Source organism: Clostridium sartagoforme AAU1, from assembly GCF_000401215.1.
Taxonomy (GTDB): Bacteria; Bacillota; Clostridia; order Clostridiales; family Clostridiaceae; genus Clostridium; species Clostridium sartagoforme.
In genome coordinates, this window is record NZ_ASRV01000102.1 from 1 (window position 1) to 14,983 (window position 14,983).

The 14,983-nt window shown below is 28.8% G+C and carries 13 protein-coding genes, 1 other RNA gene and 1 pseudogene; 1 reads left to right on the forward strand and 14 read right to left on the reverse strand.

The genetic code is table 11. The annotated features are described in order from the left end of the window. From A500_RS08355 to A500_RS08405, 12 genes are all read right to left on the reverse strand, one after another. Positions 1-298: DUF1653 domain-containing protein (locus A500_RS08355; protein ID WP_016207143.1), on the reverse strand; the 298-nt coding region annotated here is incomplete at its 3' end. 9 nt (positions 299-307) lie between these two features. After that, a complete protein-coding gene (locus A500_RS08360; RefSeq protein ID WP_016207144.1) occupies positions 308-1,351 on the reverse strand; it encodes an NADH:flavin oxidoreductase/NADH oxidase in 1,044 nt (347 codons plus the stop codon). 157 nt (positions 1,352-1,508) lie between these two features. After that, entirely contained in the window at positions 1,509-1,874 is a 366-nt protein-coding gene (locus tag A500_RS08365; protein WP_016207145.1) for a phage holin family protein, read from the reverse strand. Between the two features lie 349 nt (positions 1,875-2,223). Continuing rightward, complete coding sequence (locus tag A500_RS08370) at positions 2,224-2,511, reverse strand: hypothetical protein (RefSeq protein ID WP_016207146.1); 288 nt, start codon at positions 2,509-2,511, stop codon at positions 2,224-2,226. A gap of 463 nt (positions 2,512-2,974) precedes the next feature. Then, positions 2,975-3,127, reverse strand: coding sequence for a zinc-ribbon domain-containing protein (locus A500_RS08375; RefSeq protein WP_016207147.1), 153 nt, complete (start codon positions 3,125-3,127; stop codon positions 2,975-2,977). 591 nt (positions 3,128-3,718) lie between these two features. Further along, positions 3,719-4,131, reverse strand: an RNA gene (gene rnpB / locus A500_RS19450) — RNase P RNA component class A. A 54-nt stretch (positions 4,132-4,185) separates the two neighbouring features. Then, complete coding sequence (locus tag A500_RS08380) at positions 4,186-4,434, reverse strand: hypothetical protein (protein ID WP_016207148.1); 249 nt, start codon at positions 4,432-4,434, stop codon at positions 4,186-4,188. 155 nt (positions 4,435-4,589) lie between these two features. Next, a complete protein-coding gene (locus tag A500_RS08385; protein ID WP_016207149.1) occupies positions 4,590-5,381 on the reverse strand; it encodes a Nif3-like dinuclear metal center hexameric protein in 792 nt (263 codons plus the stop codon). Positions 5,382-5,392: 11 nt separating this feature from the next. Further along, positions 5,393-6,085, reverse strand: coding sequence for a tRNA (adenine(22)-N(1))-methyltransferase (locus tag A500_RS08390; RefSeq protein ID WP_016207150.1), 693 nt, complete (start codon positions 6,083-6,085; stop codon positions 5,393-5,395). A 42-nt stretch (positions 6,086-6,127) separates the two neighbouring features. Next, positions 6,128-7,240, reverse strand: coding sequence for an RNA polymerase sigma factor RpoD (gene rpoD / locus A500_RS08395; RefSeq protein ID WP_016207151.1), 1,113 nt, complete (start codon positions 7,238-7,240; stop codon positions 6,128-6,130). Between the two features lie 47 nt (positions 7,241-7,287). After that, positions 7,288-9,048 (reverse strand): DNA primase, encoded by a 1,761-nt coding sequence (gene dnaG, locus A500_RS08400; RefSeq protein ID WP_016207152.1) that lies wholly within the window; start codon positions 9,046-9,048, stop codon positions 7,288-7,290. Positions 9,049-9,203: 155 nt separating this feature from the next. Continuing rightward, positions 9,204-10,232, reverse strand: a complete 1,029-nt coding sequence (locus tag A500_RS08405; protein WP_016207153.1) for a deoxyguanosinetriphosphate triphosphohydrolase — start codon at positions 10,230-10,232, stop codon at positions 9,204-9,206. 144 nt (positions 10,233-10,376) lie between these two features. Here A500_RS08405 and A500_RS08410 point away from each other — a divergent pair, with 144 nt between their 5' ends. Further along, entirely contained in the window at positions 10,377-11,438 is a 1,062-nt protein-coding gene (locus A500_RS08410) for a CotS family spore coat protein (RefSeq protein ID WP_016207154.1), read from the forward strand. Between the two features lie 31 nt (positions 11,439-11,469). On the opposite strand, the gene ppdK is transcribed toward A500_RS08410, so the two are convergent. Both ppdK and ccpN read right to left on the reverse strand, forming a co-directional pair. After that, positions 11,470-14,100: a pyruvate, phosphate dikinase gene (gene ppdK, locus A500_RS08415; RefSeq protein WP_016207155.1), complete on the reverse strand. Its 2,631-nt coding sequence runs from the start codon at positions 14,098-14,100 to the stop codon at positions 11,470-11,472. 94 nt (positions 14,101-14,194) lie between these two features. After that, a pseudogene (gene ccpN, locus A500_RS08420) lies at positions 14,195-14,832 on the reverse strand (transcriptional regulator CcpN). Between the last annotated feature and the right edge of the window lie 151 nt (positions 14,833-14,983).

The window sequence follows — 14,983 nt, forward strand, 5'->3', positions numbered from 1 at the left end:
CTGGATATTTATCATTATCCACTTCACTTAAAAACATTTCTATAGGTCTGGCGTATATTCCTTTATCATCATAAAGTGCTTTATATAAAACTAAAGTTAAATCTTTATCATTTGAATGAAAATACTCATCATCTTTTATGTATATTTCTATCAATGAATTTAACTCTGTATGAAATGCCTTTAATACTTTAAGATCTTTGCTATTATCTTTGTTTTCTATATATTTACAAATCCCCATAACAGCATAGTATTTATTTTTAAAATGCTTATAAATTGCTGGATACTTTAAATCTCTCATTTACTCTCCCTATTTATTTAAAATATTTCTTGGAAATCCTAATTCATATTGTCTAGGTAAATCAACCTTTTTATTTAATTTAATAGCTGCTTCTAATGGCCAATATGGATTTCTAAACATTGCTCTTCCAACTGCTACAAGATCTGCTTCTTCATTTCCTATTACTGCATTAGCAAGCTCAGGCTCATCTAGCCTTCCAACAGCAATAACATCTGCGTTTAAAGCTTCTTTAATAGCTTTTGCATAAGGTACTTGATATGCTGCATGTGTTCCTGGTTTACCGGCTGCTGCTATTTTGCCTTCTCCCCCTGCACTAATATGAAATATATCTGCTCCTGCTTCTTTATATGCTTTGGAAAGCTTAATACTTGTTTCTATTCCATATCCATTTTCTACATATTCTACTGCTGATATGCGCATTATTAGAGGCATATCTTTTGGCATTTCACTTTTAGCTGCTTTAATTATATCTACTCCAAATTTAGTTAAATCCTTTCCATACTCATCACTTCTTTTATTAGTTAATGGTGAATGAAATTGATGTATTAAATATCCATGAGCTCCATGAATTTCTATAGCATCAAATCCTGCTTTAATAGCACGCTTAACTGATAATCTAAATTTATCCACAATTTCTTTTACTTCTTCTGTAGATAATTCCTTTGGAGTTTTACTTTTATCATCAAATTGAATAGGCGATGGTGCAACTGGTATTTCTGCATCTTCAGCCTTTCTTCCCGCATGTGCAATTTGAATTGCCACTTTAGCACCATATTTATGGCACTCATCTACTATTTTCTTTAAAGGTTCTATCTGTTCATCACACCATAGTCCTAAATCATAATCACTTATTCTTCCATCTGGTTCTACATCTGTCATTTCTATAATTATTAAGCCTACACCACCAATTGCTCTACTTACATAATGCATATAATGCCATTCATTAGCTATTCCATCTTTTTTCTCTACTGAATATTGACACATTGGAGGTAATACAATTCTATTTCTTAACTCAAGCCCCTTCATTTTATAGGGTGTAAATAAATCCTTCATTCAAAAATCACCTTCCTTAATTTATTAACTTACATTTAGTATAAAAAATATATTTTTCTAAATCAAGTGCTGAATTTTTATCTATTGAATATAAAATAAGAATTCTCTTATTTGAGAACTCTTATTTTTAAATTTAATTTAGTATATAACTTTATAATTACATAACTCTTGATGGGAAAATAGCATCTAATATCCCTATAACTAATGCTGCTATTAAGGCTCCTATAATTGATACTCTCATATTAGGCACAAAAAACTGTGCTACATATATTATTACTGCTGAAATAACAAACCCCTTTAACCCTTTTCCAAATGGAGAAGCATCTACTCCCATAAAGGATTCTACTATATAATCTAATATAGTAATTACTACTGCTGCTATTAAATAAGACCATAATCCATTGATACTAAATCCAGGAGTAAAAAAGGATGTTATTCCTAAAATTATAGCCACCATTACTAATCTTCCTATCCATCCTACTATACTAGTTTTATTTTCCCTTGTATTATTACTTTGAGACATATTAATTCCTCCTTTGTAAAATTTATATTGTCTATATATAGTATTAACTAAATAAAAAAAATTATTTCTTATGCTTTAGTTTTAAAATTGCATATTGCTGGAAATAATTAAACTGAGGTGATTTATATGGTAATTATGTCAAATATACTTTTTTATTTGATTATTCTAATTTCTACGTTTTTGTTTATTTATATTATTAATAGTGTCTTGGACGCTTTTAATTCCTTAGATGATCTAAACTCTTATAATAAAATATTACATAATGATTTATTATAATAAAAAAACAATCCTTGATTATTAATGCAAGGATTGTTTTAACTTTTCTGAATATCATTTTTGAAATTTTTTTCTATTCACTAATTTTTATATTTCCAACTCTAACTAATAAATCATGTATAAAGTTCGATCCTCTACTTATTAATATCCCAGTTAATATAACACCTAAATAGGGAATAAAAGTTTTTACCCCTAGTAATGATAATATATCTAGATTAGTTCCTATAGCTATTAGTACGGAGACCACTAATGCTCCTACTCTATCTATAACTAACTTTCCATTTTGCCATATCATCTTTAAAGTTTCCCATACACTTTCAGCTAGTAAGGAAATTAAAATTAAGATAATAAAATTCTCCATTTAAATCTCTCCAATTTATTTATTATATTATCTAATATTATAAATTTAATTTTTTTATGACTTTTACCTATGAAAAATTTTTATTTATAATTTTCTGATTGACAAAAAACTTGTCTTTAATTTATTATCTATACAAGTAGTTAACTATTTGCCAGGTAGAATTTTATACATACTGCTTTCTACCTGGTATTAATTTTATATGTTTTATAAAATTATTTTTGATTAAAACCATTTCTTTTTTATATAAAATAAAAGCACCTAGGTTTCTAAGTTCTTTTATCTTTATGGCAAGTAGCTTTTTTAAAGGATGCTACTAAGAACCTTCTCTTTATTGATTTTAGATATATCATAAAGATATTTATAAATTCACTTTATTTTCCTCTTTCTATAGTAAATATATTTTTTATTTTTAAAATAAAAAAGAGTTTTAAGATATACTTAAAACCCTTGATTCAAACAAAAATTATCTTCTATTTTGCTCTTTTTTAGCTCTTCTACAAGATACACATCTTGTTGGCTCATTATCGAATCCTTTTTCTTTGTAGAATTCTTGTTCTCCTACTGAAAATATGAATTCGCTTCCGCAATCTCTACAAGTTATTGTTTTATCTGTCATAAATATTCCTCCTAAATTTAAAGATTCCAAATGGATAATAATCTCCAATTTACGAGAAATTATTTATCTAAATCAAACCTATATTAATTAGCTTTTCGCTATTCATTTATATTATCATATTATAATAGTTTTAGCAATAGTTTTTTATAAAAATCTTTTCAAATAAAATTTAGAGCTACTAATTAAATTTTCCTCTAACCAATTATAAACAAATATAGTATAATTAAGGAAATAATTTATGATTGGAGTAGTTTTATGAAATATCTTAAAGTATTTTTTATTTTTATCTTATCCTGTACATTTTTTGTATTCTTCAGTTTTTATATTTTACCAATGATATTATTTCTCTTAATGACTAAAGTGACAGTTGCACACTCATACCGTTTTATCTATTATATTGGAATGACTGTTATTTTTGCAACTATAGTTACATGCACTTATTTAATAATAAGTAAGATTAAATCTATAGAATAAGAAACCCCTCTAGAAAACTCTCTATTGATAAACATTTAATAATTATTAAAAATAAAATAACAAGAGAATATTAAGGTAAGATTTTAATATCTACACCTATAAACCCTTGCTATTACTTATGCGAGACAAGCCGTAAGCGGAGTTCTGTATTAAGCAATCATCTATCTAGGCTTATTGTTACCAATAAGCTCAAGCGGTACACCCGGAAACGGAGCGGGCAACTCCAAAATGTTTCCCTATTCGACCTTGCTCCAAGTGGGGTTTACATAGCCATCATGTCACCATGATGCTGGTGAGCTCTTACCTCGCCTTTCCACCCTTACCTAAATAACACTCCAAATCTACAATTTGGTTAGTGGAACTTATACATTCTAATAAATTAGAAGTTATAAGTTTAAACTTTAGGCGGTATCTCTCTGTTGCACTTTCCTTCAAGTCGCCTTGACTGGACGTTATCCAGCACCCTGCCCTATGGAGCTCCGACTTTCCTCTCCTAGATCTAGTCTAGCAGCGATTGCATGTCTTACTCGCGAAGATTATGTTATCACAACTTAGTCAATAATGCAAATGATATTTTTTACATTTTAAACAAATTGTAGGATTATTACTAACATAATTAGAATTACCCAAGAATAAAATCCTATTCCCGAAAGTAATAATGTTAAGAGAATGAGTATAAATATACATAATCTAGCTGCAGGATTACAACAATTTCTAAAAAACGGTACTCCCTTACTTATGTTTTTACTTATTCCCTCACAAATATCTTTAAACCCATCTTGAAATGTTTTGCCCCAAGAATTGCTCTTCTTTCTATAATATGATTTTCCCATAATTAATCTCCCATATATTACTCTTATTATTATTAGTTTATGCTTTAAATTAATAAAAGTTGTTTATAAAAAGGTAACCATATGTAAGTTGCTTTATTTTAATTAAAAGCAACTTTATACATTTCCATTTGAAGAATTAAGTAAGAGAAAAACCCTTACACAAATGTGTAAGGGTCTTCACTTTTAGTAGATATTAAGATTTCTATGTCTTGTAATTTATCTGTTAATTTATTGATAACTTGTAAAAAAACAATCCATTCAGAAGAAAAATGCCCTGTATCTATTATTGATACTCCTAATTCTTTATAATCAGATGCATAATGATATGTTGTATCACCTGTTATTATACAATCTGCACCTTTTTTGTATGCTTTTTCAAAGAAATCACTGCCACTTCCATTAATGATCGCAATATTTTTAACTTTTTCACAACCCTTAACGACTTTCAATGATTTTACATTTAATTTTTCTTTAATATCTTCTATTAAGTCTTCTAATTTAATAAAATCTTCTAATCTAACAATTCTTCCTAATCCTTCATTATCATTTCTAGCCATTTTATTAACTTCTATAAGTTCATTAGTGCTGTAACCTAATAGATTTACTATAGTTTCATTTAAACCATTCTCTGCAGAATCTAAATTAGTATGACTTGAATATAAACTTATGTCATTTTTAATTAATTCTATTATCTTTTTACCTATTAATGTATCTGTTGTTATACTGCTTGGCTTTCTAAATATAAGAGGATGATGAGTTATTATTAAATCTACGCTTTTTTCTTTTGCTTCTTTTATTACATCCAATGTGCAATCTAAAGCTAAAAGTATTTTCTTCACCTCTTTATTTCTATCTCCTACCATCAAACCTACATTATCAAAATCTTCTTTTAATGTTTTTGGAGCAAACTCCTCCATTATTCTAATAATATCTTTAATTTTTTTCATAAACATCTTCCTTATAGAAAATTAATCATATTTGTAATAACGTCTATCTTCTCTTGTATTGATTTTCTTCTTTCATTTGAATTAATAGTACTTTCTGTTATGAAACTATTAATTTTTTCATAGTTTTCAACTTTTGAAATTAAATACTCCTTCATTAAAGGATGTTTTTGCATTAAAAGTTTAGGGCTTACTTCATAGTATATTGGATCTAAGTTCGTAGCCTCTCCTTCTTTTCTCCTTACTTTAAAAAGTTCATAATATATATTTTCATCTAAACAAAGATCTTCATTTATTATTTCATAATTATTAGTGTAAAGATATTCTCTTAGAACTTCTGGATTTTGTGCTGGTTGTAGTATTAAATACTTCATAGAATTAACTTTTTCAATTTGTTCTTCCAGTATATCTCTAATTAAATTTCCACCCATACCAGCAATTACTGTAACTTCCACTTCATCTTTTTCTAAAACTTTAAGTCCATCACCTAATCTAAACTCTAATTCCTCTCCCATGCCTTCTAGTATTGCATTTAACCTTGCTTTATCTAATGGTTCCTTATTTATATCTACAGCTATAGCTTTACTACAAATTCCACTTTTCAAAGCATGTAATGGAATATATCCATGATCTGTGCCTATGTCTGCTAGTACTGAGGTATTTTCAATATTTTTAATTATAAAATTTAATCTTTCGCTTAGTTCCATATTTTTTTCTCCTTGCTAAATTAAAATTAGCACCTTTTGGTGCTAATCTAAATAATCCTTTAATTTTTTACTTCTTGAAGGGTGCCTTAATTTTCTTAAAGCCTTAGCTTCTATTTGTCTTATTCTTTCTCTAGTTACATTAAATTCCTTACCAACTTCTTCTAAAGTTCTTGCTCTTCCATCATCTAATCCAAATCTTAGTCTTAATACTTTTTCTTCTCTTGGAGTTAAAGTATCTAGAACATTTATTAATTGCTCCTTAAGCATAGTAAATGCTGCCGCTTCTGCTGGTGCTAAAGCATCATCATCTGGGATAAAATCTCCAAGATGTGAATCTTCTTCTTCACCTATAGGAGTTTCTAAAGATACTGGTTCTTGAGCTATTTTTTGTATTTCTCTTACTTTATCTACTGGTAAGTCCATAACTTTTGAAATTTCTTCTGGAAAAGGATCTCTTCCTAGCTCTTGTAATAATTGTCTTTGTACTCTTATTAATTTATTTATAGTTTCTACCATATGGACAGGTATTCTTATAGTTCTTGCTTGGTCTGCAATAGCTCTAGTTATTGCCTGTCTTATCCACCATGTAGCATAGGTAGAAAATTTAAATCCTTTCCTATAGTCGAACTTTTCTACGGCTTTAATAAGTCCTAAATTTCCTTCTTGAATAAGGTCTAGAAATAACATTCCTCTTCCAACATATCTTTTAGCAATACTTACAACAAGTCTTAAATTTGCTTCTGCTAATTTCTTTTTAGCTCTTTGATCTCCTTGTTCTATTCTATTTGCTAATTCTATTTCTTCTTCTGAAGATAATAAAGGAACTTTTCCAATTTCTTTTAGGTACATTCTTACTGGGTCATCTATAGCTATACCTTCTGGAATAGTTAAATCTAATTCTAATTCTTCTTCAACTACATCAATACCATTAGGATCACCTATAACCTCTATACCCATGGACTCTAACACTTCATATATTTTTTCTATTTGTTCCGGACTTAAGTCTATATGTTCAATTTCATCCATTATTTCCTTATATGTTAAAGTACCATTTTTCTTTCCTTTATCTAGTAGATTTTTAACTATATTCATTTTGCTATTTTTGTCCTCATTCTCTTTTTTACCTTGTTTAGCTTTTGTTTTTTCATCTACCATTTTGTTACCTCCTTCCGTTATTGCCAATTATTACTTTGCACCTCTCTTTAACTTCTCATTAACTTTTTTAACTCAATTGCTATTTTTATAGATTCTTCAATTTTACCTTGTGCTTCTAAAAGCTTTTGTTTCTTTATTAATTCATCTAGTTGTTGGTTTAATTTATAATTATCTAATTGCTTGATAAAATCTTGTATTAATCTTTTATTATCTTTACCTATTAAAACATTTTGCTCTTTAATTTTTATAATTTCGTCAATAGTTTTTAAATTTGTGCATTTTGATTCTAAAAAAGTTATTATATTATTTATATTCCCCTTTTTAGCTTCTTTAATAATAGAAAAAATCTCTTTATGTTCTGGAAGAATTAACTCATCTTGGCTTATTACTTGACTAATATAGTCAAAATATTCTTCTTCTAAACATAACTTCATTAAGGATCTCTCAGCTTTTAAAAAAGCTGGCTCTAAATATAATTTTGTTCCATTTTCTTCCTTATTATTCATAAAAGCATTTTCTTTTATACTTTTTGTCATTTTTTTTGATAATAAATCATATAATGTTTGTTCTCTTATACCAGTATTTTCTGATATCTTCTTTATATAGACATCTTTTTCTATAGAATTAACATTTGCTAAAATCTCTGTTACTCTTTTTCCATATTTAACTAAATCATTGCTATCCTTAAGGTTAATTCCTTCTTCTGCTTTTTTAATCCTATAGTCTATTAAACTTTCAGCATTATTAATTAATTTAATAAATGCTTCTTTTCCATTACTTCTTACGTATTCATCTGGATCTTTTCCTTGTGGAATACTTAACACCCTTACGTCAAATCCTGCATCTTTTAATATCTCTAGACCTCTCATAGTTGCTGCCTGACCAGCTATGTCAGCATCATATGATATTATAACTTTATCAGCATATCTCTTTAATAATCTAGCTTGATTTGTAGTTAAAGCTGTACCTAAGGATGCTACTACATTTGTAATTCCATATTGATGCAAAGTTATTAAGTCCATATATCCTTCTACCATAATGAAATATCTATCCTGCATCTTACTTTTTATAGCAAAATTTAATCCATATAGATTGGTTCCCTTTTGAAAAACCAAAGTTTCTGGAGAGTTTAGATATTTTGGTTTTGAATCATCTAAGACTCTTCCTCCAAAGCCTATTACCTTACCCCTATAATCAAATACTGGAAATATAACTCTGTTTCTAAACCTGTCATATTTATTTCCTGTTCTCTCTGAGGTCGAAACTAATCCTGCCTCAAGTAATAAGTCATCTCTAAATCCTAATTTTCTCAAATGTAATATTAAATTGTTCCAACTATCTTTTGCAAAGCCTAACCCAAATTTCTTTATTGTTTCTTCCTTTATGCCTCTGTTTAAAAAATATTCCTTTGCTTCTCTTGTGTTTTTCAAGTTTGAATAAAAGAACCTTGCTGCTTCTACATTTACTTTATAAAGTATTTCTCTCTTTTTTGCAGTTGGACTTATTCTCCCTTGCTCACTTTCTATTGTAATATTAGCTCTATCCGCTAAATATTTAACAGCTTCTACAAATGGCATATTTTTATTTTTCATAACAAAAGAAATTACATTTCCAGATTCTCCACACCCAAAACATTTATATATTTGCTTATCTTGCGATACTGAAAATGATGGTGTCTTTTCATTATGAAATGGACATAGTCCTGAAAAGTTTCTTCCAGATCGTTTAAGCCTAACTGATTCAGATATTACATCTACTATATCATTTTGTTCTTTTACCTTTTCTAGAATCTCTTCAGAAATCTGCAAGGAGATTCACCTCCTTACTCATAATTTTCGTCAACTTATATTTATTTCGACATTTTTTCTATATTTCCTTCTTTAAAATTAATTTTTATTAAATATTCTTTATTTATATTTTCTCTAATTTAAAATTTTAATCAAATTTATATTTTTAATAGCTCTTAATATATAACTACTTTAGGAACAAAAAGAGAATTAAATTTATTTAAGCAATAATCATCGCTCATTCCAGCTATATAATCTGCTACTGCTCTTTTTAATCCTTCTTCTTTCGCTATGTTTTGATATATATTAGGTAGTTCATTTTCATGTGTATAGTAATAATTTATCAAATTTTCTAGAATAAACTTTGCTTTATTTCTCTCTACTTTTAAAATATCCCCTAAGTAAACATTTTTAAACATAAATCTTCTTAGTTCAGTCATTGCTTCCCAAACTTCTTTACTAAGTTTAATATCTATATCATTATTATTTAATGCTTCTGTAGTATTTTTAATTACATCTAAAACTAAAGTTTCAATTCTTTTAGAATGAGTGTTACCTAATACTTTTATAATTTCTTTAGGTAATATATCTTCACTTAAAAGTCCTGCTCTTATAGAATCATCTATATCATGATTTAGATATGCTATTTTATCACTTATTTTTACAACTCTGCCTTCTAGTGTCTTTGCCTTATTTTGACCATTTTCAAGACCACTATGATGTAGTATTCCATCTATAACTTCTAAGGTTAAATTTAGTCCTAATCCATTCCTCTCAAGTTTTTCTACAACTCTCACACTTTGTTCATTATGTCTAAATCCACCCTCTAAAAATTTATTTAATACCTCTTCTCCATTGTGTGCAAAAGCCACATGCCCTAAATCATGTCCTAATGAAATAGCTTCTATTAGTGATTCATTTAATCCAACACCAATTCCTATTGTTCTTGCTATTTGAGATACTTCTAATGTATGAGTTAATCTTGTTCTATAATGATCTCCAAAAGTTTTTATATAAACCTGTGTTTTATGCTTTAATCTTCTAAAAGATTTACTATGAATTATTCTATCTCTATCAACCATAAAACAAGTTCTTATACTATCACTTTCTTCTTTTATTTTTCTTCCTAATGTTAAGGTGCTGAAAGTAGCTTGTGGAACTAATGTCAACCTTTCGAAACCCTCTATTTTTTCTCTTACATTCATATATCTCACCTCTATATTACATATTCTATATTTTTCTCTATTTTCCTCTATTTAAACATATTTTATAATAATATATTTAATACCAAGTATACTTTCTTTTTTTACTAATATCTTAATAATGAGTAATTATATAAGGAGAGAACTATGGAAAACGTATTATCAGATTTAAAAGATGAGCTACTTCCTGTTGAGGAAATAAAATCTAATATCTTATCTTATTATAATCTTCAAAATGCATCTATAACTAGTATAAAATTTAAAGATACTGATAAGCAAAGAGCAGTATATAGGATAGATTCTGCTAGTAAAAGCTATTGCTTGAAAAAAGTTTATTATGATGAGGCAAATCTTTTATATGTTTACTCTGCAATGGAGTGGTGTCATAGAAATGGAATAAATGTTCCAAAACTTTTGCCAACTAATAATGGAAATAGATATGTGAAATATAATGATATGTTATTTATTTTAACTCCATGGCTTGATGGGGAAAAGTGTGATTTTGATAATTTAAATCATGTTTTACTTTCTTCAAAAACACTTGGAAAATTACATATAGCTTCTAAAAACTTTTCCTCAATAGTTGGTAGTAATCAAAGGGAAGGATTTGAAAATTATAATGAAACTATATCAAAACATTTTAATCAATTACTAATTAATATAAATAACGCTCATAAATACAATGATAGATTTTCAAAAATATTTCTTGAAAATCTAAGTGAAAACCTAGAACTTGCTAAGATTTCCTTTGAAGTATCATCTTCAATTATACCTGAGGAACTTTCGAGGTCTCTTTGTCATGGTGATTATGTAAATAAAAATATATTAATAAATAATGATACTATTGCACTAATTGACTTTGATAAATGTAAAATGGATTATTGCTCTAGGGATATATCTTACTTTTTAAGGAGGCTATTAAAAAGAGAAAATACAAATTGGCAGATAAATTTAACTTTAGATGTTCTTGATAGATATATGGAAGAGAATACTCTTACGCAATCTGATTTTAAATATATATTAGCTTATATATCTTTTCCTCAAAAATTTTGGAAGTTATCTAGAGATTATTATAAAAATATTAAGAGATGTAATAAAAACTCCTTTATTCTTCTTCTAAATAAAGGATTAGACAGAGCAGAAAATCAACTTCAATTTACTTATGAACTTATGAATGCCTTTCGAAATCATTATGATGTAAAATTTTAAAGAGGAGGTTTAACACCTCCTCTTATATATATTATCTTTTATTTCTAACTTGTGCTTGTGCAGCTGCTAGTCTTGCTAATGGAACTCTAAATGGTGAGCAAGATACATAGTCTAATCCTATATTATGACAGAATTCTACTGATGATGGATCTCCACCATGTTCTCCACATATTCCAAGCTTAATTCCTGGTCTTGCAGCTCTTCCTTTTTCTACTGCAATCTTAACTAGTTCACCAACACCTGTTTGATCTATTTTAGCAAACGGATCTTGTTCATATATCTTTTTATCATAGTAATCCTTTAAGAATTTAGCAGCATCATCTCTTGAGAATCCAAATGTCATTTGAGTTAAGTCATTTGTTCCAAATGAGAAGAATTCAGCTTCTTTAGCTATTGCATCTGCAGTTAATGCAGCTCTTGGTATTTCAATCATTGTTCCTACCATATAATTTAGCTTAACACCTTTTTCTTCCATAACTCTCTCAGCTGTTTCAACAACTATATCCTTAACATATTTTAATTCCTTTATTTCTCCAACAAGAGGAATCATTATTTCAGGAACTATGTCATATCCCTTAGAATTTTTAACTTCTATTGCAGCTTCAATTACAGCTCTAGTTTGCATTTCAGCTATTTCTGGATAAGAAACTGCTAATCTACATCCTCTGTGACCCATCATTGGGTTAAATTCATGTAATTCTGCAACTGTTGCTTTTAATTCTTCAAATGTTAATCCCATTTCTTTAGCTAAGCCCATAATGTCTTCATCATTATGAGGTAAGAATTCATGTAGTGGTGGATCTAAGAATCTTATAGTTGCTGGCATTCCACCTAATGCTTCATATATTCCAATAAAATCTTCTCTTTGCATTGGAAGTAATTTTTCTAAAGCTTTTCTTCTTTGCTCTTCATTTTTAGCAACTATCATTTCTCTAACTGCCATAATTCTATCTTCAGCAAAGAACATATGCTCAGTTCTACATAAACCTATTCCTTCTGCTCCAAATTCAACAGCTTGCTTAGTATCTCTTGGGCTATCAGCATTAGTTCTAACCTTTAATTTTCTAATTTCATCTGCCCATGCCATAAATGTAGCAAAATGTCCTGATATTTCTGGTGTAACTGTCTTAACAGCTTCTCCATATATATTACCTGTTGAACCATCTATTGAAATAAAGTCATTATCTGTATAAACTTTTCCGCCAACTTCTAGTGTTTTTGCCTCTTCATTAACTTTTAAAGTTCCACATCCAGCAACACAGCAAGTTCCCATTCCTCTAGCAACAACTGCTGCGTGAGATGTCATGCCACCTCTAACAGTTAAGATACCTTCTGCCGCTATCATTCCTTCTATATCTTCTGGTGAAGTTTCTAATCTAACTAAAACTACAGTTTCGCCTTTTTCTTTTCTTTCCTTAGCTTCTTCTGCAGTGAAAGCTATTTTACCACATGCAGCTCCTGGAGATGCAGGAAGACCTTTTGCAATTGGTGTAGCTTTCTTTAAATCTTCTGTATGGAAAGCTGGGTGAAGTAAAGAATCTAATTGATTTGGCTCAACCTTTAATATTGCTTGTTCTTTAGTTAACATTCCTTCTTCAACTAAATCAACAGCTATCTTTAAAGCTGCTTGAGCTGTTCTCTTACCGTTTCTAGTTTGTAGGAAATATAATTTTCCTTCTTCTATAGTGATTTCCATATCTTGCATATCTCTATAGTGATTTTCTAATGTATGAACTATATCTGTAAATTCTTTGTATATTTCTGGATTTTGTTCTTCTAACTTATCTATTGGAAGTGGTGTTCTTATACCTGCAACAACGTCTTCACCTTGTGCATTCATTAAGTATTCACCATATATTTTATTTTCTCCTGTAGCTGGGTCTCTTGAGAATACAACCCCTGTTCCTGAAGTTTCTCCCTTATTACCAAATACCATTTCTTGTACGTTAACAGCTGTACCCCATTCCCCTGGAATATCATTTAATCTTCTATAAACTATAGCTCTTGGATTATCCCATGATCTAAATACTGCTGTTATTGACTCAATTAATTGAGTTTTTGGATCTTGTGGGAATTCTTCTCCCATTTCTTTTTTATAAAGTTCTTTATATCTTCCAACCAATACCTTTAAATCATCAGCTGTTAAATCAGTATCAACCTCAACACCTTTTTCTTCTTTTAGTTCATCTATTAAATTTTCAAATAATCTCTTTTCAATACCCATAACAACATCTGAGAACATTTGAATAAATCTTCTATATGAATCATATGCAAATCTTGGATTTTGAGTTAAATCAGCCATAGCTACTACTGATTGATCATTTAAACCAAGGTTTAATACTGTATCCATCATACCTGGCATTGATACTCTAGCACCTGATCTTACAGACACTAATAAAGGTTTTGTTAAACTTCCAAATTCTTTTCCTGTTAGTTTTTCTAAATCTGAAATTTTTTGGTGAATTTCTTCGATAACGTCCTCTGAGATTACTTTTCCATCCTCGTAATATTTATTACAAGCCTCTGTTGTAACTGTGAATCCTTGTGGTACTGGAATTCCTAGTAAAATCATTTCTGATAAATTTGCTCCTTTACCTCCTAGAAGGTTCTTCATAGATCCATTGCCTTCACTGAAAAGGTAAACGTACTTCTTTTTCTCCATCTCAATACTCCTCCGTTCAATCAAATTGAATATATATACTAACAGTACTTCTGCACTGTAGTTACCCTAAAACATTTAATCCATAGTCCTTACTCTAATTGCCTTCTCCAAGCTTTACAAAAAGTTTAGTTATGTTAGTCTTTGATATTTTACCAATTATTTTAAATTGATTTTTTTCATTAGTAGAATTTTCTACCTTTTCTACTATTGGTATACTATCAATTTCATGTTCTATAATTTTTTTGCTAAGCTATATGCACTATCTTCTGCGTATCCACATATGATATTTGGCATTCTAGTCATTATAACTCCCACTGGAACCTTATGTATATCGGTTCCCCCTATAGCATTTTTCAAAAAATCTTTTCTTGAAACTGCTCCAACTAATATACCATTACTTTCTATAAATAATGTCCCTACATCATTTAAAAACAAGAATACGATTGCATCATATACTGTTGTTTCTTCTGTAACTGTAACTGGTTTAGACATTATTTCACCAACTAGAACCTTAGATATATTCTCCAAAATTCTAGTATTATGAGCTTTTCCTAAATATACATAACCAACCTTAGGTCTAGCATCTAACATGCCTATCATCGTTAGAATGGCTAAATCAGCTCTTAATGCAGCCCTAGTTACTCCTAGTTTTTCAGCTAAAGCTTCACTAGTTACTGGCTGTCCCTCTTTTACTATCTTTACTATTTGCTCTTGCCTTGGTGATAATTGCAAATTTATCCCTCTTTCTACATTTGCAAGGAATATTCAGATAATTTTGATTTGTTTGATATTTACATACTAATTATAACATTTTATAAAAGTTTGACTATACTTAATTTTCTGAAAAATTAGTCATATTAGCTGAATATTCCTTTTCTGTTTA

What these genes read in the sequence shown, in the direction of transcription:
- A500_RS08370 (WP_016207146.1), bottom strand. Translation starts at nt 2,511, where the DNA reads ATGGAGAATTTTATTATCTTAATTTTAATTTCCTTACTAGCTGAAAGT.
- A500_RS08405 (WP_016207153.1), bottom strand. Translation starts at nt 10,232, where the DNA reads ATGAATGTAAGAGAAAAAATAGAGGGTTTCGAAAGGTTGACATTAGTT.
- A500_RS08410 (WP_016207154.1), top strand. Translation starts at nt 10,377, where the DNA reads ATGGAAAACGTATTATCAGATTTAAAAGATGAGCTACTTCCTGTTGAG.
- A500_RS08375 (WP_016207147.1), bottom strand. Translation starts at nt 3,127, where the DNA reads ATGACAGATAAAACAATAACTTGTAGAGATTGCGGAAGCGAATTCATA.
- A500_RS08380 (WP_016207148.1), bottom strand. Translation starts at nt 4,434, where the DNA reads ATGGGAAAATCATATTATAGAAAGAAGAGCAATTCTTGGGGCAAAACA.
- rpoD (WP_016207151.1), bottom strand. Translation starts at nt 7,240, where the DNA reads ATGGTAGATGAAAAAACAAAAGCTAAACAAGGTAAAAAAGAGAATGAG.
- A500_RS08390 (WP_016207150.1), bottom strand. Translation starts at nt 6,085, where the DNA reads ATGGAACTAAGCGAAAGATTAAATTTTATAATTAAAAATATTGAAAAT.
- A500_RS08365 (WP_016207145.1), bottom strand. Translation starts at nt 1,874, where the DNA reads ATGTCTCAAAGTAATAATACAAGGGAAAATAAAACTAGTATAGTAGGA.
- ppdK (WP_016207155.1), bottom strand. Translation starts at nt 14,100, where the DNA reads ATGGAGAAAAAGAAGTACGTTTACCTTTTCAGTGAAGGCAATGGATCT.
- A500_RS08385 (WP_016207149.1), bottom strand. Translation starts at nt 5,381, where the DNA reads ATGAAAAAAATTAAAGATATTATTAGAATAATGGAGGAGTTTGCTCCA.
- A500_RS08360 (WP_016207144.1), bottom strand. Translation starts at nt 1,351, where the DNA reads ATGAAGGATTTATTTACACCCTATAAAATGAAGGGGCTTGAGTTAAGA.